Origin of the sequence: Pseudomonas sp. NFR09, from assembly GCF_900111535.1 — a bacterium.
GTDB lineage: Bacteria > Pseudomonadota > Gammaproteobacteria > Pseudomonadales > Pseudomonadaceae > Aquipseudomonas > Aquipseudomonas extremorientalis.
This window is the reverse complement of the sequence record NZ_FOIH01000005.1, coordinates 36464-58822: the sequence shown is the minus strand read 5'-3', so window position 1 is coordinate 58822 and position 22359 is coordinate 36464. Positions and strand designations below refer to the sequence as shown.

General features: G+C 61.2%; 22 protein-coding genes. 12 read left to right on the top strand and 10 right to left on the bottom strand.

Features of this window, described 5'->3' with window-relative positions; all coding sequences use genetic code 11:
• Positions 1-3: 3 nt before the first annotated feature.
• The 5 genes from BMX59_RS13060 (at position 4) to hemN (ending at position 5526) form a co-directional block, all read left to right on the top strand.
• On the top strand, positions 4-543 hold the full coding sequence (locus tag BMX59_RS13060; RefSeq protein WP_071491367.1) for a FixH family protein: 540 nt from the start codon (positions 4-6) through the stop codon (positions 541-543).
• 141 nt (positions 544-684) lie between these two features.
• On the top strand, positions 685-3129 hold the full coding sequence (locus tag BMX59_RS13055; protein ID WP_093122086.1) for a heavy metal translocating P-type ATPase: 2445 nt from the start codon (positions 685-687) through the stop codon (positions 3127-3129).
• A gap of 22 nt (positions 3130-3151) precedes the next feature.
• Positions 3152-3364 (top strand): cbb3-type cytochrome oxidase assembly protein CcoS, encoded by a 213-nt coding sequence (gene ccoS / locus BMX59_RS13050; protein WP_092242829.1) that lies wholly within the window; start codon positions 3152-3154, stop codon positions 3362-3364.
• The gene (locus tag BMX59_RS13045) at positions 3357-4040 is read left to right on the top strand and encodes a sulfite exporter TauE/SafE family protein (protein ID WP_093122081.1); all 684 of its coding nucleotides are present in this window, start codon (positions 3357-3359) and stop codon (positions 4038-4040) included. The genes ccoS and BMX59_RS13045 overlap by 8 nt, the downstream gene beginning before the upstream one ends.
• 103 nt (positions 4041-4143) lie before the next feature.
• On the top strand, positions 4144-5526 hold the full coding sequence (gene hemN / locus BMX59_RS13040; RefSeq protein WP_093122076.1) for an oxygen-independent coproporphyrinogen III oxidase: 1383 nt from the start codon (positions 4144-4146) through the stop codon (positions 5524-5526).
• A gap of 6 nt (positions 5527-5532) precedes the next feature.
• Here the strand turns inward: hemN and BMX59_RS13035 are convergent, their stop codons facing one another.
• On the bottom strand, positions 5533-6030 hold the full coding sequence (locus BMX59_RS13035) for a hypothetical protein (RefSeq protein ID WP_092242817.1): 498 nt from the start codon (positions 6028-6030) through the stop codon (positions 5533-5535).
• A gap of 156 nt (positions 6031-6186) precedes the next feature.
• Between BMX59_RS13035 and fnr the strand changes: the two genes are divergently transcribed.
• On the top strand, positions 6187-6921 hold the full coding sequence (fnr, locus tag BMX59_RS13030) for a fumarate/nitrate reduction transcriptional regulator Fnr (protein ID WP_071491372.1): 735 nt from the start codon (positions 6187-6189) through the stop codon (positions 6919-6921).
• Between the two features lie 80 nt (positions 6922-7001).
• Complete coding sequence (locus BMX59_RS13025) at positions 7002-7550, top strand: adenine phosphoribosyltransferase (RefSeq protein WP_071491373.1); 549 nt, start codon at positions 7002-7004, stop codon at positions 7548-7550.
• Between the two features lie 114 nt (positions 7551-7664).
• Here the strand turns inward: BMX59_RS13025 and BMX59_RS13020 are convergent, their stop codons facing one another.
• The 5 genes from BMX59_RS13020 to dnaX all read right to left on the bottom strand — a co-directional run bounded on the left by BMX59_RS13020 (position 7665) and on the right by dnaX (position 13148).
• Entirely contained in the window at positions 7665-8813 is a 1149-nt protein-coding gene (locus BMX59_RS13020; RefSeq protein ID WP_093122070.1) for an acyl-CoA dehydrogenase family protein, read from the bottom strand.
• Between the two features lie 65 nt (positions 8814-8878).
• Positions 8879-9481, bottom strand: a complete 603-nt coding sequence (recR, locus tag BMX59_RS13015; RefSeq protein ID WP_015885312.1) for a recombination mediator RecR — start codon at positions 9479-9481, stop codon at positions 8879-8881.
• Positions 9482-9546: 65 nt separating this feature from the next.
• Entirely contained in the window at positions 9547-10581 is a 1035-nt protein-coding gene (locus tag BMX59_RS13010; protein ID WP_093122066.1) for an NADP-dependent oxidoreductase, read from the bottom strand.
• A 133-nt stretch (positions 10582-10714) separates the two neighbouring features.
• On the bottom strand, positions 10715-11053 hold the full coding sequence (locus BMX59_RS13005) for a YbaB/EbfC family nucleoid-associated protein (RefSeq protein WP_017527493.1): 339 nt from the start codon (positions 11051-11053) through the stop codon (positions 10715-10717).
• A gap of 43 nt (positions 11054-11096) precedes the next feature.
• Positions 11097-13148, bottom strand: coding sequence for a DNA polymerase III subunit gamma/tau (gene dnaX, locus BMX59_RS13000; protein WP_093122062.1), 2052 nt, complete (start codon positions 13146-13148; stop codon positions 11097-11099).
• Positions 13149-13281: 133 nt separating this feature from the next.
• On the opposite strand from dnaX, the gene BMX59_RS12995 reads away from it, so the two are divergent.
• Positions 13282-14031, top strand: coding sequence for a substrate-binding periplasmic protein (locus BMX59_RS12995; protein ID WP_093122057.1), 750 nt, complete (start codon positions 13282-13284; stop codon positions 14029-14031).
• Positions 14032-14090: 59 nt separating this feature from the next.
• Positions 14091-14462 (top strand): VOC family protein, encoded by a 372-nt coding sequence (locus tag BMX59_RS12990; protein ID WP_092242803.1) that lies wholly within the window; start codon positions 14091-14093, stop codon positions 14460-14462.
• Here BMX59_RS12990 and BMX59_RS12985 read toward each other — a convergent pair.
• Positions 14376-15335 carry a DMT family transporter gene (locus tag BMX59_RS12985; RefSeq protein WP_093122050.1) on the bottom strand — a complete coding sequence of 320 codons (960 nt, stop codon included), beginning with the start codon at positions 15333-15335 and terminating at the stop codon, positions 14376-14378. The two genes, BMX59_RS12990 and BMX59_RS12985, sit on opposite strands and share 87 nt — an antisense overlap.
• Before the next feature lie 102 nt (positions 15336-15437).
• Here BMX59_RS12985 and BMX59_RS12980 point away from each other — a divergent pair, with 102 nt between their 5' ends.
• Positions 15438-16301 carry a LysR family transcriptional regulator gene (locus tag BMX59_RS12980; RefSeq protein ID WP_071491380.1) on the top strand — a complete coding sequence of 288 codons (864 nt, stop codon included), beginning with the start codon at positions 15438-15440 and terminating at the stop codon, positions 16299-16301.
• Here the strand turns inward: BMX59_RS12980 and BMX59_RS12975 are convergent, their stop codons facing one another.
• The gene (locus BMX59_RS12975) at positions 16302-16892 is read right to left on the bottom strand and encodes a hypothetical protein (RefSeq protein ID WP_093122047.1); all 591 of its coding nucleotides are present in this window, start codon (positions 16890-16892) and stop codon (positions 16302-16304) included.
• 1 nt (position 16893) lies between these two features.
• The gene (locus BMX59_RS12970; protein WP_058427350.1) at positions 16894-17940 is read right to left on the bottom strand and encodes an N-acetylmuramidase family protein; all 1047 of its coding nucleotides are present in this window, start codon (positions 17938-17940) and stop codon (positions 16894-16896) included.
• A gap of 339 nt (positions 17941-18279) precedes the next feature.
• Here BMX59_RS12970 and BMX59_RS12965 point away from each other — a divergent pair, with 339 nt between their 5' ends.
• Both BMX59_RS12965 and BMX59_RS12960 read left to right on the top strand, forming a co-directional pair.
• On the top strand, positions 18280-19656 hold the full coding sequence (locus tag BMX59_RS12965) for an AAA family ATPase (protein WP_305883230.1): 1377 nt from the start codon (positions 18280-18282) through the stop codon (positions 19654-19656).
• Complete coding sequence (locus BMX59_RS12960) at positions 19653-20378, top strand: retron system putative HNH endonuclease (RefSeq protein WP_093122043.1); 726 nt, start codon at positions 19653-19655, stop codon at positions 20376-20378. The genes BMX59_RS12965 and BMX59_RS12960 overlap by 4 nt, the downstream gene beginning before the upstream one ends.
• Positions 20379-20396: 18 nt before the next feature.
• Here the strand turns inward: BMX59_RS12960 and BMX59_RS12955 are convergent, their stop codons facing one another.
• Entirely contained in the window at positions 20397-22358 is a 1962-nt protein-coding gene (locus BMX59_RS12955; RefSeq protein WP_093122039.1) for a hypothetical protein, read from the bottom strand.
• Between the last annotated feature and the right edge of the window lies 1 nt (position 22359).

Genomic DNA, 22359 nt, shown 5'->3' with positions numbered 1-22359 from the left:
ACAATGTCCGTAGCAACCGCCGCAAGCCCTTGGTACAAGCACCTCTGGCCGTGGATCATCATCGGCATCCTGGCCTGTTCGGTGACCTTGACCCTGTCCATGGTGACCATCGCGGTGAACAACCCGGACAACCTAGTCAACGACAACTACTACGAGGCCGGCAAAGGCATCAACCGCTCCCTGGACCGCGAGCTGCTGGCCCAGACCTTGCAACTGCGCGCCAAGGTGCACCTGGATGAGCTGACCGGTGAAGTCGAGGTCAACCTCACCGGCTACAGCAACCCGAAAACCCTGGAATTGAACCTGATTTCCCCGACCCAGCCGGAGAAAGACCGCAAGATCAACCTGGCCCGCAGCGACAGCGAGCCCGGCCGCTACATCGGCCAGGTCACCGACAAGGTCGAAGGCCGGCGGTTCGTCGAGTTGCTCGGCGTGGAAGGCGACCGGACCTGGCGCATGTTCGAGGAAGAACAAGTCAGCCACGACAAGGACTTGCTGCTGGGTGATGAACCGTTGCAGGGTGCCGAAGACCTGAAAAAGTAAAAAGCCTGCGCTTCGCGCATCGGGGGCAAGCCCCCTCCCACACTGGATTGGGTTTACACATATCTATTGGTGAAATCAGTCAAATGTGGGAGGGGGCTTGCCCCCGATGAGGCCCTACCAGCCACCATAGATTCCCAAGCCATGACCACCCCCTGCTACCACTGCGCCCTCCCCGTCCCCTCCGGTAGCCGTTTCACCACGGTCATCCTCGGTGAGCGCCGCGAACTCTGCTGCCCCGGCTGCCAGGCCGTGGCCGAAGCCATCGTGGCCGGTGGCCTGGAAAGTTATTACCAGCACCGCAGCGAAGCCTCGGCCAACCCTGAGGCGTTGCCGGTGCAACTAGTGGACGAATTGGCGCTGTATGACCGCGCCGACGTGCAGAAACCCTTCGTGCGCCACGAGGGCGAGCTGGCCGAAACCACCCTGCTGATGGAGGGCATCAGCTGCGCCGCCTGCGGCTGGCTGATCGAGAAACACCTGCGCAGCCTGCCCGCCGTGGCCGAGGCGCGGTTGAACCTGTCCAACCACCGCCTGCACGTTCGTTGGGTTGATGGGCAACTGCCATTGAGCCAACTGCTCAGTGAACTGCGCCATATCGGCTACGCCGCTCACCCCTATCAGGCCGATCGCGCTGCCGAGCAGCTGGCCGGCGAAAATCGCCTGGCCCTGCGCCAATTGGGCGTGGCCGGCTTGCTGTGGTTCCAGGCAATGATGGCAACCATGGCTACCTGGCCGGAATTCAATATCGACCTGAGCCCGGAGCTGCACGTGATCCTGCGCTGGGTGGCGATGTTTCTTACAACACCCATCGTGTTCTACAGCTGCGCACCGTTTTTCAAGGGCGCCTTGCGCGACTTGCGCACGCGCCACCTGACCATGGATGTCTCAGTGTCCCTGGCCATCGGCGGGGCTTACCTGGCGGGCATCTGGACGGCAATCACCGGCGTGGGCGAGTTGTACTTCGATGCGGTGGGCATGTTTGCGTTGTTCCTGCTGGCCGGCCGTTACCTGGAGCGCCGCGCCAGGGAGCGCACGGCCGCCGCGACGGCGCAACTGGTGAACCTGCTGCCCGCCTCGTGCCTGCGACTCAAGGCCGACGGCCAGAGCGAGCGCATCCTGCTCCCCGAACTGACCCTGGGCGACCGCGTGCTGGTGCACCCCGGCGCCGTGCTGCCGGCGGATGGCGTGATCCTCGACGGGCAATCGAGCATCGATGAATCCCTGCTCACCGGTGAGTACCTGCCGCAACCGCGCCAAAGCGGCGATGCGGTCACGGCGGGCACGCTGAATGTCGAGGGGGCATTGACCGTCGAAGTACGTGCCCTGGGCCATGACACGCGCCTGTCCGCCATCGTGCGCCTGCTGGAGCGCGCCCAGGCCGATAAACCACGCCTTGCGCAGATCGCCGACCGCGCCGCACAGTGGTTCCTGTTGTGCTCGCTGATCGCCGCCGCGCTGATCGGCTTGCTGTGGTGGGAGCTGGATACGTCGCGGGCGTTCTGGATTGTGCTGGCGATGCTGGTGGCGACCTGCCCCTGCGCGTTGTCCCTTGCGACACCTACCGCCCTCACCGCCGCCACCGGCACCTTGCACAAACTCGGGCTGCTGTTGACGCGCGGCCATGTGCTGGAAGGGCTCAACCAGATCGACACGGTGATCTTCGACAAGACCGGCACCCTCACCGAAGGGCGCCTGGCGTTGAGAGCCATACGCCCGCTGGGCACCTTGAGTACCGACCTGTGCCTGAGCCTCGCCGCCGCCCTGGAAAACCGCTCCGAACACCCGATTGCCCGCGCCTTTGGGCGTGCGCCAGTGGCCGCCGATGAGGTCGTCAGTTCGCCAGGACTGGGCCTTGAAGGTCGCGTCGGCGAGCGCGTATTGCGCATTGGCCAGCCGGGCTTTGTCTGCGAACTCAGTGGTTGCCCGATCCCGGCAGCGCCGGAGGTTTGCGGCCAATGGCTATTGCTCGGCGACCGCGACGGCGCCCTGGCCTGGTTCGTGCTCGACGACCGCCTGCGCGGTGATGCGCCTGCATTGCTGGCCGCGTGCAAGGCGCGGGGTTGGCGCACGCTATTGCTGTCCGGGGACAGTTCGCCGATGGTCGCCAGCGTCGCCGCCGAGCTGGGTATCGACGAGGCCCACGGCGGCCTGCGTCCGGATGACAAACTGCAGGTCCTTCAGCAACTGCACAAGCAAGGCCGCAAAGTGCTGATGCTTGGCGACGGTGTCAACGATGTGCCGGTACTCGCCGCCGCGGACATCAGCGTGGCGATGGGCACGGCCACCGACCTGGCCAAGACCAGCGCCGATGCGGTGTTGCTGTCAAACCGCCTGGACGCCCTGGTGCAAGCCTTTACTCTGGCGCGGCGCACTCGCCGGGTAATCATTGAAAACCTGCTGTGGGCCGGGTTGTACAATGGCCTTATGCTGCCGTTTGCCGCCCTGGGCTGGATCACTCCCATCTGGGCCGCGATCGGCATGTCCCTCAGTTCGTTGACCGTGGTGCTCAATGCCCTGCGCCTGACTCGCCTGCCGAGCGCGCCGGCCGCCCGAGCCCCCTCAGTAACCCGCCCGCTGCCAGTGTGAGCCGTGCGGACATGGAGTGCAGATGCCAGCTTTATACGTAATGATCCCGGCGGCGCTGCTGTTAGTGGGCGTGGCCATCTACATCTTCTTCTGGGCGGTGGACAGCGGCCAGTACGACGACCTCGACGGCCCGGCCCATAGCGTGCTGTTCGACGACCAGGACCCGAACCACCTGGCCGGCGTCGAAGAGGCCAACCACTCCGAACAACCACCAAAAGACCCGCCTCATGCTTGAGCTGGCGCCGCTGCTGGTCTCTGCACTGATCCTCGGCCTGCTCGGTGGAGGCCATTGCCTGGGCATGTGCGGCGGGTTGATGGGCGCGCTGACCCTGGCGATCCCCAAGGAGCAACGCGGCCGCCGGTTTCAACTGCTGCTGGCCTACAACCTGGGACGCATCCTCAGCTATGCCGCGGCCGGCGTGTTGATCGGCCTCGCCGGCTGGGCGGTGGCGAACAGCCCGGCGGCGATGTTCATGCGCGTGCTCGCCGGCCTGCTGTTGATCAGCATGGGCCTGTACCTGGCGGGCTGGTGGAGCGGTCTCACCCGTATCGAAAGCCTCGGACGCGGCCTATGGCGCTATATACAGCCGGTCGCCAACCGTTTGCTGCCCGTGTCCAACGTACCGCGTGCATTGCTGCTGGGCGCGTTGTGGGGATGGTTGCCGTGCGGATTGGTCTACAGCACGCTGCTATGGGCGGCGAGCCAGGGCAATGCGCTGGACAGCGGGTTGCTGATGCTGGCGTTCGGGCTGGGGACCTGGCCGGTGCTGTTGGCTACCGGCCTGGCCGCAGAACGGGTCACTGCATTATTGCGCAAACGCAGCGTGCGGATGACCGGTGGCGTGCTGGTCATACTCTTCGGTATCTGGACGTTGCCCGGCCCGCACCAGCACTGGTTGATGGGCCACTAAATCGCCATGTGGCATAGCGCCGCTCCCCGTTGATGCAAATCAAGATGCCATCCCCGCCACGCCCCTAGACTCGGCCCACTAGCCTATCCGGGGGAACGCCCGCATGCTCGACGCCATTCGTTGGGATACCGATCTGATTCACCGCTACGACCTGGCGGGACCGCGCTACACGTCCTACCCTACCGCCGTACAATTCGACAGCCAGGTCGGCACCTTCGACCTGCTCCACGCCCTGCGCGACAGCCGCAAGGCGGTGCGGCCGCTGTCGTTGTATGTGCATGTGCCGTTCTGCGCGAACATCTGCTACTACTGCGCCTGCAACAAGGTCATCACCAAGGACCGTGGCCGCGCCCAGGCCTACCTGCAACGCCTGGAGCAGGAAATCCAGCTGGTGGCGTGCCACCTCGACCCCAGACAGCCGGTGGAACAGCTGCACTTCGGCGGCGGCACCCCGACCTTTCTCAGCCACGACGAATTGCGCCAGGTGATGAGCTGCCTGCGCCAGCACTTCAATTTGCTGGATGACGATTCGGGCGACTACGGCATCGAGATCGACCCACGCGAAGCGGATTGGGCCACCATGGGCCTGCTGCGCGAACTGGGTTTCAACCGTGTGAGTATCGGCCTGCAAGACCTCGACCCCGAGGTACAACGGGCAGTCAACCGCCTGCAAAGCCTGGAAGAAACCCGCGCGGTGATCGATGCCGCACGCACCCTGCAATTTCGCTCGATCAATGTCGACCTGATCTACGGCCTGCCCAAGCAAACGCCGATCAATTTTGCGCGCACCGTGGAGGAGGTGATCAGGCTGCAACCCGACCGCTTGTCGGTGTTCAACTACGCTCACCTGCCCGAACGTTTCATGCCCCAGCGGCGCATCAACACCGATGAACTGCCGTCCCCGGCGTCAAAGCTGCTGATGCTGCAAACCACCATCGAGCAACTGACCCAGGCCGGCTACCGTTACATCGGCATGGACCACTTCGCCCTGCCCGACGACGAGTTGGCCATCGCCCAGGAAGAAGGCACCCTGCAGCGCAATTTCCAGGGCTATACCACCCACGGTCATTGCGACTTGATCGGGCTCGGGGTGTCAGCGATCAGCCAGATCGGCGACCTGTACTGCCAGAACAGCAGTGACCTCAACGCCTACCAGAACACCCTGGCCGGCGCGCAACTGGCCACCAGTCGCGGCCTGGTCTGTACCACGGACGATCGCTTGCGGCGGGAGGTGATTCAGCAGTTGATCTGCAATTTCAGCCTGGCATTCGAGACGATCGAGCAAGCCTTCAACATGGATTTTCGCGGGTATTTCGACGACATCTGGCCGCAACTGACGGCGATGGCCGAGGATGGCCTGATCGAACTCGACGCCCAAGGCATTCGCGTTTTGCCAGCCGGGCGCCTGCTGGTGCGTTCGGTGTGCATGGTGTTCGATGCCTACCTGGAGCACCAGAACAGACAGCGGTTTTCGCGGGTGATCTGAAACACCCTACGCCATAGCGAGGGAGCCGGCCTTCAACGCGTCTTCCCCGCTGAGGCCTTTCATGGCCTTGGCCAGGGAGGTTTGTGCAGTCATCAGGCTCGCTTGCAACTGGGCAAGCGCCCCTTGCAGATTGCTGACCTTGATCCGTGCCTCGTCGGGGCTGAGGCTCTTGTCCGCCATCACGGCTTGCAGTTCGGCCTGCTTCTCGGCGATCTGCTCCTTGAGCTTGCGGATCATCTTGAGAACCTGCTGGACGTTATCCGGCAGACCGCTGTCTTCGATGTCGTTGCTGGGTTTCTTGGCCTCCGTCAGGGCTTTCAAGGCAGCTCCGGAAAAGGTCACCTTCACCCCCTCCTCGTCCTTTTTTTCCCGTAGCGGCGCCTCAGTAGCGTCCTTGAGCGCTTTGGCAGCCTTGGCGAGCCTGGCCTCTGCCACCAAGTCTTTCGGCTCCGCAAAGGACTGCACCTGAGTGCGTGCAGCGTTCGTTGCACCGATGGAAATCATGATATCGAGCCTCCAAGCTCAAGGGTTCGTGACTTTGTATCGGCGGCGACACAAAACTCTTTATACCGTTGCTGGTTTTTTGTACACGCTGGCCTCACCAGCCCACAGTGCGTTACCCTTACGTCTTATGTGTGTTTTCCCACAAGGATTTAAGAAATGTCCGAGCCAGTTAAACTGCGCGCTCACAGCCAGGCTCATTGCAAGGATTGCAGCCTGGCGCCCCTCTGCTTGCCACTTTCGTTGAATCTGGAAGACATGGATGCGCTGGACGAGATCGTTAAACGCGGTCGCCCGCTGAAAAAAGGCGAGTTCCTGTTTCGCCAGGGCGATAAGTTCGATTCCGTTTATGCAGTACGCTCGGGTGCGTTGAAGACATTCAGCCTGAGCGACAGCGGCGAAGAACAGCTCACCGGTTTCCACCTGCCCAGCGAACTGGTGGGCTTGTCGGGCATGGACACCGAGATCCACCCGGTGTCGGCCCAGGCGCTGGAGACAACCTCGGTGTGCGAAATCCCCTTCGAGCGCCTTGACGAGCTGGCCCTGCAATTGCCGCAACTGCGCCGCCAGTTGATGCGCGTAATGAGCCGCGAGATTCGTGACGACCAGCAAATGATGCTGCTGTTGTCGAAGAAAACCGCCGACGAGCGCATCGCGACTTTCCTGGTCAACCTGTCGGCGCGGTTCCGTGCCCGGGGTTTCTCGGCCAACCAGTTCCGCCTGAGCATGTCACGCAACGAAATCGGCAACTACCTGGGCCTGGCGGTGGAAACCGTGTCCCGCGTATTTACCCGTTTCCAGCAGAACGAGCTGATCGCCGCCGAAGGCAAGGAAGTGCATATCCTCGACCCTATCCAGTTGTGCGCGCTGGCCGGTGGTTCGTTAGACGGTTGACGCAGACACTTGCGGCCGCGCCAACCGGCGAGGCCGCAGGTATACTTCGAGTCCGTTTCCAGCCCCAGGACTCTTCGACGATGACCTTCGATTCGTTCGACATCAAATCCCTGATCCGTCCCGTCATCGACTTCCCCAAGCCCGGGGTGATCTTTCGTGACATCACGCCGCTGTTCCAATCGCCCCGAGCCCTGCGCCTGGTGGCCGACACCTTTGCCCACCGCTACGTCGAGACCGATTTCACCCATATCGGCGCCATGGATGCGCGGGGTTTCCTGATCGGTTCGATCATCGCCTACCAACTGAACAAGCCGCTGATCCTGTTCCGCAAGCAGGGCAAGCTGCCCGCTGACGTGCTGGCCGAGGGTTACCAGACCGAGTACGGCGAGGCCTTCCTCGAAGTGCACGCCGACAGCCTGTGCGAAGGCGACTCGGTGTTGATGTTCGATGACCTGATCGCCACCGGCGGCACCCTGATCGCGGCGGCGAACCTGGTACGCCGCATGGGCGCGAAGATCTTCGAGGCCGCGGCGATCATTGATTTGCCGGAGCTGGGGGGGTCGCAACGTTTGGAGGACATGGGGATTGCGACATTCTGCCTGACGCAGTTTGCGCTGACTGAACAATAACGCTTGCCTGGGCTGACGCCATCGGGGGCAAGCCCCCTCCCACATTTTGATCTGTGAACCGGTCAAGTGTGGGAGGGGGCTTGCCCCCGATGAGGCACTGAAAGGCACTAAAGATCAGAAGCCCATCTGCTTGCTGATGATTTCATTCATTACCTCACGGGTGCCGCCACCGATGGAGAGGATACGGTTGTCGCGATACAACCGCTCCACCAGGCTGCCACGCATATAACCCTGGCCCCCGAGGATCTGCACCGCGTCGTAGGTGACGCGGTCGGCGGTGTCGGTGGCAAGGTTCTTGGCCATGGATATCTCCTTGATCACGCTGATACCGGCGGCCATCTTTGCTGCCTGCCGATAAGTGAACTCCCGAGAGACCTCCACGGCGGTGGCCATTTCCGCCAGGCGATGCTTGATCACCTGGAATTTGCCGATGGGTTTGCCGAAGGCTTCGCGCTCGGCGGCCCATTTGAGGCTTTCCTCCAGGGCCAGTTGCGCGGTCATGTTGGCCATGAGCGCCAGGGCCAGGCGCTCGCTCTGGAAGTTGCCCATGATGCAGGCAAAGCCCATGTTTTCGGCGCCGATCAGGTTGCCTACGGGCACCCGACAATCGTCGAAGAACAATTCAGCCGTGTCCGACGCCCACCAGCCCATTTTCTTCAGGGGCTGGCCGACGGTAAAACCGGGAGTGTCTTTTTCGATCAGCAGCAGGCTGATCCCGGCAAAGCCCGGCCCGCCAGTGCGGACGGCGACGGTGTAGAAATCGGCGCGGATGCCGCTGGTAATGAAAGTCTTGCTGCCGCTGACGCGGTAATGGTCGCCGTCACGAATGGCCCGGGTTTGCAGGCTGGCCACATCAGAACCGCCACCCGGTTCGGTGACTGCCAGGGCGATGATCTTTTCGCCGGCCAGCACCTGGGGCACCACCCGTTCGCGGACCTCGGGCCTGGCCCATTTGACCACCGGCGGCAAACCGATATCGAGCGACCCCAAGCCTGCCACCACGCCACCGGAGCCACAGCGCATCAGTTCCTCGCTGGCCGCGACCTTGGCAAACAGATCACCTTCGTGGCTGCCGCCGAAAGCTTCGGGATAACCGATACCGAGGATGCCCGCCGCTCCGGCCTTGAGGTACAACTCCCGGGGAAAGCTTTCGGCCTCCTCCCATTGCTCGATACCCGGCAGCATCTCGCGCTCGACAAAGCGACGCACGCTGTCGCGGACCAATTGGTGGCTGGGGTCGAAGTAGTCCTGATAGGCAGACATCGGCAAGCTCCACGGTGAGGTGGAGCGAAATTACCAAGCGCTTGCTTGGTTATCAAGTCATGGAGTCAGAGCGCGATAGGTTTGCGGCCGGCGAATGAATGCGCCAGCGTGCCGCCATCGACCAATTCCAACTCGCCACCCAGCGGCACGCCATGGGCAATGCGCGAGGTGATCAGACCTTTGTTGGTGAGCAGTTGGGCAATGTAATGCGCGGTTGCCTCGCCTTCCACCGTCGGGTTGGTGGCCAGGATCACTTCGGTAAAGGTGCCCTGCTCTTCGATGCGCGCCACCAGTTGCGGAATGCCGATGGCTTCCGGGCCAAGGCCGTCCAGGGGCGACAGGTGGCCCTTGAGCACGAAGTAGCGCCCGCGATAGCCGGTCTGCTCCACCGCGTATACATCCATCGGCCCTTCCACCACGCACAGCAGCGTGTCGTCGCGGCGCGGGTCGGCGCATTGCGGGCAGAGTTCTTCTTCGGTGAGGGTGCGACACTGGCGACAGTGACCCACGCCGGTCATGGCCTGGCTCAAGGCCTGGGCCAATCGGGTGCCGCCGCTGCGATCACGCTCCAGCAGTTGCAGCGCCATACGCTGGGCGGTTTTCTGGCCGACACCCGGCAATGTGCGCAGGGCGTCGATCAGTTGGCGAATCAGGGGGCTGAAGCTCATGGGCATGGGTCCGACAAAACAACGAGACGCGGTTTATACCCGCGCCCCGGATTAGCGTCAAATACTCAATCCTGCGCGACGCGTACCACCAACTTGCCGAAATTTCGCCCTTCCAGCAAACCGATAAAGGCTTCGGGCGCCTGCTCCAGACCGTCGACCACATCCTCGCGGAACTTGATCTTGCCGTCGCGCACCCACGGCGACATGGCGCTGAGGAATTCAGGCTGGCGGTCACCGTAGTCATCGAACACGATAAAGCCCTGGATGCGCACACGCTTGGTCAACAAGGTACGTTGCAGTGCCGGCAAACGATCAGGCCCGCTGGGGGCTTCATGGGCGTTGTAGCCGGCGATCAGCCCGCACAGCGGGATGCGAGCCTTCGGATTCAACAACGGCACCACCGCATCGAACACCTTGCCGCCGACGTTTTCAAAATAGATGTCGACGCCCTTGAAGCACGTCTGCGCCAGGTCATCGGCAAAGGTCGCGCTCTTGTGATCGACGCAGGCATCAAAGCCCAGCTCGTCCACTACATAGCGGCACTTTTCTGCGCCCCCCGCGATCCCGACCACACGCAAGCCCTTGAGCTTGGCTACCTGCCCGACCACCGAGCCCACCGCGCCGGACGCGGCCGCCACCACCAGAGTTTCCCCGGCCTTGGGCTGACCGATGTCCATCAGGCCCATGTAGGCCGTCATGCCCGGCATACCCAGCACGCCCAGTGCCATCGACGGGCTGGCCAGGCCCTTGGGCACCGGCATCAGGTTGCGACCATCGGAAATGCTGTGACTCTGCCAACCGGTAGCACCCACCACCAGGTCGCCCACTTCGAATTTCGGATTACGCGACTGCTCGATACGACTGACAGCGCCACCGGTCATCACTTCGTCGATTTCTACCGGCGCCGCGTAGGACGGTGCATCGCTCATGCGGCCGCGCATGTAGGGGTCGAGGGACAGGTACAGGGTTTTCAGCAGGACCTGGCCGTCTGCCAGCTCCGGCAGGTTCACCCGTTCCAGGCGGAAATTTTCCGGGGTGGGTGCGCCCTGGGGGCGCGAGACCAGGACGATGCGCTGGTTCAGGGTCGGTTCTTGAGGCATGAAGGGGCTCCTTTATCGAATCCATCGGTATAGGGTGCAGACCATGCGTGGCGTGCCCGGGTTCGATCCAATTGGCACAAACAAAAATGCCAGGCACAAGGCCTGGCATTGGAGTCTAGCTAAAGCACGCCGATCAGAACGGCAGCTTCATGCCCGGAGGCAGTTGCATGCCCGCGGTCACGCCGGACATTTTGTCCTGGCTGTTGGCTTCGATCTTGCGCACAGCGTCGTTGACGGCCGCGGCGAACAAGTCTTCCAGCACTTCGCGGTCATCATCGCTGACGCCTTCGAGCAGGCTCGGGTCGATGCTCACGCGCTTGATGTCGTGACGACCAGTCATCACCACGCTGACCATATCGCCACCGGCTTTACCGGTGACTTCGGCGTTGGCCAGTTCTTCCTGCATCTTGGCCATTTTTTCCTGCATCTGCTGCGCCTGCTTCATCAGGCCGGCCATGCCACCTTTCATCATGGGAATCACCTCAAAAGTACGTGGATCAATAAGTAGCCCGGTTTTATGACGCTTGGGGCACCGGGGCTTCGACAGGTTCAATAGTATCGTGACGGACGACCGCACCGAACTGTTGCATCATTTGCTGGATGAGCGGATCGGCATGGATCGAATCCTCGGCCTCACGCTGGCGGTTGATGCGCCGACGAGTCGCGGCCTGGGCCGGGGTTTCCTGCTCGGGTTTGATCAGCTCTATGGCGATGGTCAGCGTGCGCCCATGGTACTGGTTCAGCGCATCGTTGAGACGGCGCTGCTGGGTCGCGTTGAACAGGGCGCTGTGGGCCGGGTCCAGATGCAACAGCCAGTGGTCGCCTTCGATGGAGATCAATGTGCAGTTGGCGGCGATGCTGCCGGTCATGCCGGAGATCGGCAGTTTCGGGAACAGCTCCAGCCATTGCAGGGCCAGGCCGGTGGCGGGGGCCGCAGCGGGTTCCGCTTCGGGCTCGGGGGCCGGTTCGGCGGTGTGCTCGCTGGCCAGGTCGTCCAGGTAGCTGTAGGCCGAATCCATGTCCGGCTCGATGTAGTCTTCGTCCAGCGGCGGTTCGTCGTCGAGGTCGATGCCCGGCGTGGCGGCTTCCACCTGGGCCACGGTCGGCTCGGGGACGGGGGCAGCCACCCATTCGGGGGCGTCCGGCACCACGCTATCCGGAGTCGGCGTGGGCATCGGTGTCAGTTCGGGCTGCTCGCCGCTGGTTTCCAGCACGGGCTCCACGGCGGGCGCTTGCTCGGGCTCGGCGTCTGCTTCGACCGGATCATTCCAGGGCAGGTCGACGACCGGCTCGGGCTCGACAACGGGTGCCGGCTCGACCACTGGCGCAGCAGCCACAGGTTCAGGCACCGGTGCAGGTGCAGGTGCAGGTGCAGCAACCACTGGTGCGACCTGCGCCGCGCCAGCCACTGGTTTGGCGGAATCAACTGTGGCCTGGCTGATCCCCACTGGCTTTAGCGGCTGTCTCGGCGCGTCTGCCGAATCAGCGGGCCGGAACGCCAGCATTCGCAGCAACACCATTTCAAAGCCGCCGCGCGGGTCGGGCGCCAGGGGCAAGTCGCGGCGGCCGATCAGGCCCATCTGGTAGTAGAACTGCACATCTTCAGCCGGCAGCGCCTGGGCCAGGGCCAGCACACGGTCGCGATCGCCATGGCCGTTGTCGACGCCTTCAGGCAGCGCCTGGGCGATGGCGACACGGTGCAGCACATTGAGAATTTCCGAGAGCACGCCGTTCCAGTCCGGGCCTTGCTCCGACAGGTGGCGCACGGCTTCGAGCAGCGCTTTGGCGTCGCCTTCGATCAGCGCGTGCAGCACGTCAAAGACCTGGCCGTGATCGAGGGTGCCGAGCATGGCGCGCACGTCGGCGGCCATGACCTTGCCTTCACCAAAGGCGATGGCCTGGTCGGTGAGGCTCATGGCATCGCGCATCGAACCATCGGCGGCGCGACCGAGCAACCACAGCGCGTCGTCTTCGAACGGTACGTTCTCGACGCCCAGCACATGGGTCAAATGCTCGACCACCCGCTCGGGGGTCATGTTTTTCAGGGAGAACTGCAGGCACCGCGACAGAATCGTTGCAGGAAGTTTCTGCGGATCGGTGGTGGCCAGGATGAATTTGACGTAGGGCGGCGGCTCTTCCAGGGTTTTCAACAGGGCGTTGAAGGAATGGCTGGACAGCATGTGCACTTCGTCGATCAGGTAGACCTTGAAGCGGCCACGGCTGGGCGCGTACTGCACGTTGTCGAGCAACTCGCGGGTGTCTTCGACCTTGGTGCGGCTCGCGGCGTCGATCTCGATCAGGTCGACGAAACGCCCTTCGTCGATTTCCTTGCACACCGAGCAGGTGCCGCAGGGCGTCGAAGTGATACCGGTTTCACAGTTCAGGCATTTGGCGATGATGCGCGCAATGGTGGTCTTGCCCACCCCACGGGTACCGGTGAACAGGTAGGCGTGGTGCAGCCGTTGGCTGTCCAAGGCATTGATCAGAGCCTTGAGCACATGGGTCTGGCCGACCATTTCGCGGAACGAGCGCGGACGCCATTTACGTGCAAGAACCTGATAACTCATCGAAAACCGTCGCAACTGGGAAGCGGAAGCCCGTAATGCTAGCGGAGCAAGGGGGAAATTGCATCCGGCACGCTCGCCTAATCTGACTAAGCTTGCCTGGCTGGCCCCAAAAAGGCCTGAACCCGGAGTGTGTATGCGCGTAGTCCTGGGCGCTTTATGGATGATCACCACGGCTTGCCTGGCAGCGCCCGCACCGTTGCGTTTCTCGGTTTCCGACAGCTGGGCGATGCCCATGGTGCAACTGGACAGCGGCCGGCCCACCCAGGGCATTTTGTATGACCTGATGTTGAGCCTGGCTACCCAGGTCGGACGGCCGGCCGAATTCCATGTGTTGGCACGGGCGCGTATCTCAAGCGCCATGGAGCATGGCGATATCGATGTACGCTGTTATGTCACCCAGGCCTGGGTCGACGACGCGTCCGGCGATTACGTCTGGAGCGTGCCGCTGATGGTGCAGCGCAACCTGTTGGTGAGCATCCACATCCCCCCGAAGCCGATACAGCTGGACACACTCGCACCGCAGGCCATCGGCACTGTGCTCAATTACCGCTACGCGTCCCTCGACCCTCTGTTCGCCAAAGGCCAGCTCAGCCGCGACGACGCCCGCAGCGAAGAACAGGTGCTGCACAAACTGGTGGCCGGGCGCTTCAAGTTTGCGGTGAGCAACGAATGGATACTCGAGCGGTTCAACCAACGCATGCCGGTCGGCAAGCGGCTGCACAAGGTTGCGGTGATTGATGAGCAGCGCCTGGGCTGCATCGTGCGCAACGACCCGAATGTGCCGGTGCAGCTGATCCTGCGCACCTTGCTGCGCATGCAGCAGTCGGGCGAGATCGAGCAGATCATCCGGCTCTACACCGGTGAGACTCCTGACAGAAACTGACAATGCCGCCTTATAGACTTGGCTCCATCGAATCGAACACGCATTCCCAAGGAGCCTGCATGAACACCCTCGCCCATTACTTCCTGCTGTACGTCGACAGCCCGGCCACCAGCGCCAACTTCTATAGCCGCCTGCTGGACAAGCCGCCCGTGGAACTCAACCCGACCTTCGCGCTGTTCATTCTCGACAATGGCGTAAAGCTGGGGCTGTGGTCGCGTCATACCGTGGAACCGGCGGCCCGGCTCACCGGGGGTGGCGGCGAAGTGGGCCTGTCCCTGGCTGACCAGGCCGCGGTGGACGCGCTGCATGATCAATGGGTAGAGCGCGGCGCAACCATCATCCAGTCACCGACCACCCTGGATTTCGGCTACACCTTCGTCGCCCAGGACCTCGATGGCCACCGGCTGCGCGCGTTTTGCCTGAGCGGCTGACCGCCAGCGCTCCTCCAGGCTGATGGCGGCCACGCTGGCCAGCACGATCACGCCGCCCAGCACCAGTTGCAGGGCGATGTGCTCACCGAGCAGCGTGGCCGCCATCGTCATCGCCACCGGGGGGATCAGGTACATCGCTACCGAGGCGCGGCTGACCTCGACATGTTTCAACACATAGCCCCAGGCCAGGTACGCCAGGGCGCTGGGGAAAACCCCGAGCACCAGCACCGCGAGGTTCTCGGGCAACGGCGCCTGTACCACCGCAGCCGGCAGGCCCGGCAGGTTCACGCAGAGCATCAAGGTGCCGGCCCAGACCATGTAGCACGCCATCGTCAGCGGGCTGTAGCGATGGGCGTAGTGTTTCTGGATGGCGAAGTACAGGCTCCATGAGACTGCCGCCAGCAGAATCAGCAAGCCGCGCGGGTCAATATCACCCACGCCGTGATCGCCCCAGATCACCACCAGCACGCCGAGCAACCCCAGCAGCACGCAGCTCCAGCGCCAGAGGCTGACCCGCTCCTTCAAGCAGAAGAACGCGATCAACACGCTGAACAGCGGCGCCGATTGTGCCAGCACACTGGACGCCGCCGCCGTCACGAATTGCTGCCCATAATTGAGGCTGGTGTGGTGCAGGAACACGCCGAAAAAACTCAACACCAACAGCCACGGCAGATCCCGCAGGCGTGGCCGACCGATGCCGAGCACCAGCGCCACGCCGGCCATGAACAGCGAGGCGATCAGAAACCGCAACAGCGCAAGCTGGCCAGGGCTGTAGCTGTGCAGGCCCGTGTGCACGCCAATCGGCGAATAGGCCCAACAGAGGATGACGCTGGCGATGATTAGCGTAAGCTTCAGGGGTGACGGGGTGTTCATCGACGGCATCCGAAAACGGGGAAGGAATGCCGTCAGTCTTCGCCCGAGCAACGCGCAGGACAATTAACCGTTTCTGACTTCTGAAATCACTGGAACTGAGCAATGGAACTGGCCCAACTGAAAATGGTGCGCGCCGTGGCACAAACCGGCAGCGTGGCCCAGGCCGCCGTGCAATTGCATTGTGTGCCGTCCAACATCACCACGCGCATCAAGCAGCTGGAAAGCGAGTTGGGCACACCGCTGTTTATCCGTGCCGGACGCGGGCTGGCGATCAGTGCGGCCGGTGAGATCTTCCTGGAATATTGCGAACGGATCCTGGCCCTGGTGGACGAATCCAAACGCGCCGTCGATGCCAATGCCATCCCCCGTGGCACCCTGCGTATCGGTGCTGTGGAGTCCAGCGCCAGCGGACGCCTGCCGCCGTTGCTGGCCGAATACCATCGGCGCTACCCGGATGTCAGCCTGGAGCTGGTGACCGGCGCCTGGGGCGAACTGCTCGATGACCTGCAACACCACCGCCTGGACGTGGCGCTGGTGGCCGCGGGCAACAAACGCGCAAAGCTCGAACACAGCGTGGTCTACAGTGAACGCCTGGTGCTGATCGCCAGCGCCTCCAGCGCACCGATCCACAGCGCCGAAGACCTGGCCGGCCGCACGCTGCTGGTATGGCCGCCCGGCTGCCCTTATCGGGCAGCGCTGGAGAACTGGGTCAAGCCCCACGCGTTCAAGCCGGCCATTGCCAGCTATGCCAGCTGGGGCACGATCATCGGTTGTGTCAGTGCGGGAATTGGCGTGGCACTGGCGCCGGAGGGCATCCTGGCCCGCTATGAACAGGCCAACCAATTGGCGTCGTACCGATTCGAGGAACTGCAGGCGGTGGACAACCTGCTGTTCTGGCACAAGGACACCCAGCGGCACCTGGCACGGGATGCGTTTGCCGGGTTGTTGCGCGAAACCTTCGGCTGATCAGCTTTTGGGTGCCGCCAGACGGCTGTACTGATCCTGGCTGATCCACCCGGTAAACGAACGATCATCGGCATTGATGAACTCGACCTGGGCCCAGCCATCCTTGAAGGCCAGGACCCCCACTACGTCATTCTTGACGATGTACGGACGCTTGGCGGCCTTGGCGCTTGGGTTTTTCAGCAGGTAAGCCTTGTCGACGGACACCTTCACCAGGCCGATCCATTTCGTGTTGGCGGTCTGGCTCAGGTCCAGGCCGGTGGCGATCTCCGGCATCAGCACATTGAAGCAACCCGGATGCTGGCGGCCTTCTGCCACGGTCAGGGTCACGCCATCGGACGAGGGTGCCACGCTGCCGGGGTAGGTGGCGTCGGCCCAGGTGGTCAACGCCGCGGGTTTGCCTTGCAGGTAGAACGCGCAACTGCGGGTCACGCCTTCGCCCATCTCCTCCGAGTAGTAACCTTCCACCTGATGCTCAGGCGTCACCGCCAGCATCAGCCCTTCGTACTTGCCCGAATGCAACGCGGGCGAACCGGCAAACGCAGGGGCTACAGCACACAACGACAACACGCCCATCGCTAGAAAACGGATCATCTTATTTTTTCCCTTCAAGTTTCTCGTAGGCTTTCTGCATAAGGACGTCATAGTTGCCATAGTCCTCGCCATTATAGTTACGCGCCATGCCGGTAAAATCCTTGGCTTTCATGGCTTTCATCAACGCCGGGCTCTTGCTGCAAAAACCGAGGAAGGCCTTTAGTTGGTTACCGGCATTCACTTTTAATGCCGCAGAGAATTCAAACACCGTCTTGTAGCCGCAGGACGCGTAGTTGAAGCCCATGATCTGAAACATGCCCCAGGACGCCGACATCAACGCGGCTTCCTGATCCAGCGCAAACGCGGTGGCCATGGTTTCCCAGGCCTTGGTCTGGTCCTTGTTATTGGTCTGCCACTGCGGCCCGGCTTTTTTCTTGTAGGGGTAGGACAGCAGCGGATGCGCCTGGTCGTAGATGTGCTTGGTGTACTTGCGAAACAGGTGCCCTTCGAACGCGATTACCGGCAACTTGGCCGGGCCGAAACCCGAACGGCCGCCGGATTCCACCGTGGCGAAGGCCTTGATGATGTTCACCGAAATACCGCCACCCAACTGCGTAGCGGCATTCTGGAAATCCGTCTCGCTGAGGGTCATGCCCCCGTCGCACGTGGCCTGCAGCATCAATTGGCGGTTGCGCTTCTCGGCCTCGATCATCGCGCGCATGCGGTCCAGGTACACATTGACCGTGGCCTGCACTGCGTCGCCCTGATTGTTGCCGAACACATTCAGAAAGCTCGGGATACGCATGCTCGGGAACGCCTTCACCGGCACTTTCACCGCTTCTTCGATCAGGCTGTTGAAGGTTTTACCAGTCGGGTCGATCACGCCATCAGGGTGGGCATATTTGAGATGACGGAATTGATACTGGCTGATGCATTGCACCAATTGGCCATCGCACTTGCCGTTTTCGGCCAGCGGGAAACCCATTTTCGGAATGATCAGATTGAATAAATACTGGACGCACTGCACATCGGCGGGCAAGTTGCGGGCTTTGCCGGGCGCGCCTACCGAAGCACTGATAAGACGGGGCAACCCTTGCAGGCTTTTCATCACAGACATCCTTGTTAGTTAAAGAAGTGATGGCACTTCAATATCAACCGCGCGTACTTGTCACACTCTGAAACAAGTAGCTGGCGGAAACTAGCAAGGTGGTTTTGGGTTGTAAAGCATGCAATTTTAAAGTTGTGAAATAGCTATCGGATAACATCCAGCACCTGGCATTTCTGGTGAGTCGCGTCAGACTCTCGTAACAAAACGTGGTGGAGGGACGCCTGCTCGGTCAGGTTTGCTTAGCGTTTCCATGATTTCCCTTTAATATGCGATACCCGCCTACCAAGCAGAGGGATGCGCTCTAATGCCCGGCCAGATAATCGAATCGGAGAAACGACTGTGAGGCTCGACAAACTGCGTGTGCAGAATTACCGCTGTTTTGGAGAGTTTGAGATCGACTTCGATCCTCATCTGACCGTCTTGATTGCCTCCAATGGGGGCGGTAAAACCACCATTCTAGACGCTGCACGAGTTGCCCTATGGCCTTTTGTAAAAGGCTTCGACCTCGGAAGCCAGACCGGAAAATCCGCGACAATACAAATCGACGATGTACGTCTAGCCAATCTCTCCAGTGGCAACATGGAGCCTCAAATCGCCAGCGTTATCGAAGCCAGGGGCGTATGGGCGCCAGACGAGGTTGAAAGCCATTGGTTACAGCAGCGCACGAGCTTGAAAAAATCGACCAATACCCTTGGTGATTTGGGTTCGAAAGCTCTGACGGGATACAGCAAGTCTCTTCAGGAAAAAGTACGCAGTGATGAGACCGTCGTCTTACCGTTGGTGAGCTACCTCGGAACGTCCCGGCTTTGGTACGAAGGCCGCTTTACTTCGGCTGCAGCCCAAACCACGCTCGACAAGTCTGAATACTCCAGAACATCGGGGTATCTGAACTGCCTCTCCTACTCGTCAAGTTTCAAAACGTTTAGCGCATGGTACGGCTGGGTCTATCGCAGCTATCGGGAAGCGCAGGTGATTGCTCTGGAACGCAATGCACAGCTATCTGATCTTGGTGTTCGGTTCGCGCAGATCATCAAGTCTGTCAAAGCGGCAATTGATCAATTGTTACAGGCTCCGACAGGCTGGCACAGCCTGGAGTACAGTGAGAGCCATCAACAGCAACTGATCATGCACCATCCCGAACAGGGCATATTGCCTGTAGAAATGCTCAGCGACGGGCTGCGCAATACCATTGCCATGGTTGCTGATTTAGCGTTTCGTGCCTGCAAGCTCAACCCACACTTAGGCGAAGAGGCTCCGTTACAAACGCCCGGTATCGCACTGATCGACGAGGTGGATATGTTTCTCCACCCTCACTGGCAACAAGTAATACTCGGATCCTTGCGATCAGCTTTTCCAGCGATGCAATTCATTGTCACTACACATAGCCCACAGGTATTGAGTACCGTACGACGCGAAAACATCCGAGTCATTGGCAAGGATATTCACGGCAACCTGGTTGCCTCACCCCCATTGGCAATGACCTATGGCGAGCCGAGCAATAGCGTTTTACACAGCGTGATGCAAGTAGATCCGCAGCCTCCGGTACTTGAAAAACCAGATTTGTTGCTGCTCACCGAATGGGTGGACAAGGGCCGATACGACGAGCAACCTGCCGTTGAATTAATGGAGCGACTTATAAGCGCATTAAGCGATCAGCACCCTCAACTTCTGCGCCTGCAGCGCAGCATCAAGCGGCAGAGAGCACTTAGAAAATGAGGGCTATTCAGAAGCGCGGCCTTGGTCCTCATCAATTGAACAACTCACATGCAAATCCACCCATTACAGCCAAGGCAGCTACCAGTCGATGGTCAGGGTTTGGCTACAAACAACAGGTTTTGACCTATTTGTTGGAAGAGCAGTATGGGCTGTGCTGCTACAGTGAGATCAGACCTGATCAGGTCGGTCTAGGCCTACACATAGAGCACGTCGAAAATAAAAGGCAGAATCCGCAGCGTACCTTTGATTACAACAATCTGGCTGCTTCAGCATTGGATAGCCAAACCGATCTGCACACTTTCAATGGGCTCGCGTCAGCAGTGTTCGGCGGTCACGCCCTGGGAAAGTCGGACGCGGTAGATGTCCATCGTTTTGTGTCCTGCCACCAGCCTGATTGCAGCCGCTTTTTTGCGTACCTTTCTGATGGTCGCATTGTGCCGGCTGACGGGTTATCCCTGGAAGATGAAGACCGAGCGTCATACACCATCGCCTTACTCAACCTGAATAGCCCATTTCTTCAAGACTTGCGCCAACAATGGTGGGACGAACTGGAAGCGCTTTTCGATGACCACATCGAACAGGATATGAGCCTTCATTGCCTTGCAGGTATTGATCTCATTCCTCGAGAAAAGCGACTAAGTCCGTTCTTCAGCATAACCCGAATTTTTTTTGGCCAAATTGCTGAAGAAGTGCTGGATCAAAATGCACCTAATCTGAAGTAGTTGAGACCTATGACTTGATCAGTAACCGTGAAACTCCCGGGTTTTCTGATAAGTGTGGAAATCAATCCACTCGACCACGTCGTAAGGCAGGTAAAGCTGCATCCGCGCGCGGGAAATGGCGATATACACCTCGCACAGCCGTTGGTCGAACGCGTAGGCGTCCTTGAACTTCACGTTGGTCAGCAACTCGGGCGTCAGCAGCACCCGGTCAAACTCCATTCCGCCCGCCTCTGCCGCCAGCATCAGCAGGCAACGTTTGCCGGGCACGCCGCCCAGCCGGTTCAAGCGCGTGATGTCGGCGACATTGAAGCCTTTTTCCAGCTCGCTCTCGACCCACAGAAACGCCTCGTCGAACTGACTGGCGTCGCGCACCTGCTGCCAGTCATGCATGTCACTGAAATAGGCGTGAGGGCCGTTGTCGTTGTGCTCGTTGCTGTAGAACTCCGGCTTGAACAAGGCAATGACGCTGATCATGAAACGCTGCAGATCCTGCTGCGCCGCAGTGTCGAAGAACCCGAACGGGCAGTTGGCCTGCTGCAACTGGATGGCCCATTTCATGGTGTCCCAATGGGAGGCGGTCAACACCACGCAGCCTTCCGGCGGTACGAAGCCCTGGGGGTAATGTTCGATGCCGACGTCCGCGTCCCGTGCGCCTTCGAAGGGGGTCTTGCACTTTTGTGAGTGCACACTGATCAACGGGTTGACCAGGCGCTCGACGTTGCGACCCGAGCGCACCGAATAATTGATGTCGGTGTGTCGGACTTCGCGCTTTCTTCGCACCATCACACCGCTGGCCAATTGGTATTCATCGCCGAGGGTGATCAAGACTTGGCGGCCACGCTCGATGATCTGCAGCAACGAAGGCGGGATGTCCTGGCTTTCATCGATCAACACATGGGTATAGCGAGGCGGCACCACACAGCCTTCGAGACTCGCACGCTTGATCAGCCATAGCGCCGCGAAAGCAGTCTGGCCGGCCCACTGTGGGTTGGCCTCCAGGTACGTCCACAACCGGCTGGAATACTCCAGCAACGCCTGGGTATCCACGCTGGACAACGGGTGCTTGAAATGCGGCAGGTGCCTGGCCGACAGGCTGTGATGGCTGGAGTGGCAATAGCTTTCGAGCACCTTCAGACAGATATCCAGCGTCGCCACGCCCTCGTGCCCCCGCCAGCCGTGGATATTCAGGGCCTCAGACACCTCATGTTTGCCGGGCAACCTGGCCGGCGTGCCCTGCACGGAAGGGCGTGGCCCCTGCAGCAGCGCCTTGGCGAACGCAGCGAAGGTCGAACCCGCCTTGCTGTCCCTCCCCAGCCCCATGCGCTCACGCAGGGTCGCCAGTTTTGCCCCCGTGCGGGCCAGCACCAGGGTCTGAGCGGGGCGCAGGCACTCCATCAAGGCGCCGAGCAGGTGGCTCTTGCCGATGCCGGCGTAGCCTTGGACGTGCAGGTCTTCGTTGAGGTTGGCGCGGAAGGTACGCACCAGTTTGTCCTGGGCCGGGCTGAGCCAGCGCTCACGCTGGCGGGGCGTGATCATCTGCTGGCTGAAGGGGTCATTGCTGCGCAGGTGGCGGACCTTGTAGCCGATATCCCATTTTCCCGTAGGCAGCAGGTAATCCCGCGCGGCGACCTCTTCAGCCGACAACAGGCGCAGGTTGACACTTTTCAGCGCGTTGAAACCGAAGTAGAGCTTGCGCGGGTCGAACAGTCGCTGGGCTTCGGACAGCAGCGTCGCGGCGCCCCCTGCCTGCGTGTCCACCGACCAGTCGAGCAATTTGGACAGGATGCGCTCGGCGCCTGCGCAGGTCAGGTCTTTTTCCGCGGCCTGGGCCAGGTTCTGGATGACCAGTACGGCGGCCAGCTCCGGATTCGTCAGGCCGACCAGGGCCTGGGCGCCGTCCGAGCCGAGCAGGGCCGTGCAGGTTTGCTCCGTGACAGGCAGGAAGACCGGGCTGGATAAATCGAAGTGTTCAGGTTGCATA

What these genes read in the sequence shown, in the direction of transcription:
- BMX59_RS13060 (WP_071491367.1), top strand. Translation starts at nt 4, where the DNA reads ATGTCCGTAGCAACCGCCGCAAGCCCTTGGTACAAGCACCTCTGGCCG.
- BMX59_RS13055 (WP_093122086.1), top strand. Translation starts at nt 685, where the DNA reads ATGACCACCCCCTGCTACCACTGCGCCCTCCCCGTCCCCTCCGGTAGC.
- ccoS (WP_092242829.1), top strand. Translation starts at nt 3,152, where the DNA reads ATGCCAGCTTTATACGTAATGATCCCGGCGGCGCTGCTGTTAGTGGGC.
- BMX59_RS13045 (WP_093122081.1), top strand. Translation starts at nt 3,357, where the DNA reads ATGCTTGAGCTGGCGCCGCTGCTGGTCTCTGCACTGATCCTCGGCCTG.
- hemN (WP_093122076.1), top strand. Translation starts at nt 4,144, where the DNA reads ATGCTCGACGCCATTCGTTGGGATACCGATCTGATTCACCGCTACGAC.
- BMX59_RS13035 (WP_092242817.1), bottom strand. Translation starts at nt 6,030, where the DNA reads ATGATTTCCATCGGTGCAACGAACGCTGCACGCACTCAGGTGCAGTCC.
- fnr (WP_071491372.1), top strand. Translation starts at nt 6,187, where the DNA reads ATGTCCGAGCCAGTTAAACTGCGCGCTCACAGCCAGGCTCATTGCAAG.
- BMX59_RS13025 (WP_071491373.1), top strand. Translation starts at nt 7,002, where the DNA reads ATGACCTTCGATTCGTTCGACATCAAATCCCTGATCCGTCCCGTCATC.
- BMX59_RS13020 (WP_093122070.1), bottom strand. Translation starts at nt 8,813, where the DNA reads ATGTCTGCCTATCAGGACTACTTCGACCCCAGCCACCAATTGGTCCGC.
- recR (WP_015885312.1), bottom strand. Translation starts at nt 9,481, where the DNA reads ATGAGCTTCAGCCCCCTGATTCGCCAACTGATCGACGCCCTGCGCACA.
- BMX59_RS13010 (WP_093122066.1), bottom strand. Translation starts at nt 10,581, where the DNA reads ATGCCTCAAGAACCGACCCTGAACCAGCGCATCGTCCTGGTCTCGCGC.
- BMX59_RS13005 (WP_017527493.1), bottom strand. Translation starts at nt 11,053, where the DNA reads ATGATGAAAGGTGGCATGGCCGGCCTGATGAAGCAGGCGCAGCAGATG.
- dnaX (WP_093122062.1), bottom strand. Translation starts at nt 13,148, where the DNA reads ATGAGTTATCAGGTTCTTGCACGTAAATGGCGTCCGCGCTCGTTCCGC.
- BMX59_RS12995 (WP_093122057.1), top strand. Translation starts at nt 13,282, where the DNA reads ATGCGCGTAGTCCTGGGCGCTTTATGGATGATCACCACGGCTTGCCTG.
- BMX59_RS12990 (WP_092242803.1), top strand. Translation starts at nt 14,091, where the DNA reads ATGAACACCCTCGCCCATTACTTCCTGCTGTACGTCGACAGCCCGGCC.
- BMX59_RS12985 (WP_093122050.1), bottom strand. Translation starts at nt 15,335, where the DNA reads ATGAACACCCCGTCACCCCTGAAGCTTACGCTAATCATCGCCAGCGTC.
- BMX59_RS12980 (WP_071491380.1), top strand. Translation starts at nt 15,438, where the DNA reads ATGGAACTGGCCCAACTGAAAATGGTGCGCGCCGTGGCACAAACCGGC.
- BMX59_RS12975 (WP_093122047.1), bottom strand. Translation starts at nt 16,892, where the DNA reads ATGATCCGTTTTCTAGCGATGGGCGTGTTGTCGTTGTGTGCTGTAGCC.
- BMX59_RS12970 (WP_058427350.1), bottom strand. Translation starts at nt 17,940, where the DNA reads ATGAAAAGCCTGCAAGGGTTGCCCCGTCTTATCAGTGCTTCGGTAGGC.
- BMX59_RS12960 (WP_093122043.1), top strand. Translation starts at nt 19,653, where the DNA reads ATGAGGGCTATTCAGAAGCGCGGCCTTGGTCCTCATCAATTGAACAAC.
- BMX59_RS12955 (WP_093122039.1), bottom strand. Translation starts at nt 22,358, where the DNA reads ATGCAACCTGAACACTTCGATTTATCCAGCCCGGTCTTCCTGCCTGTC.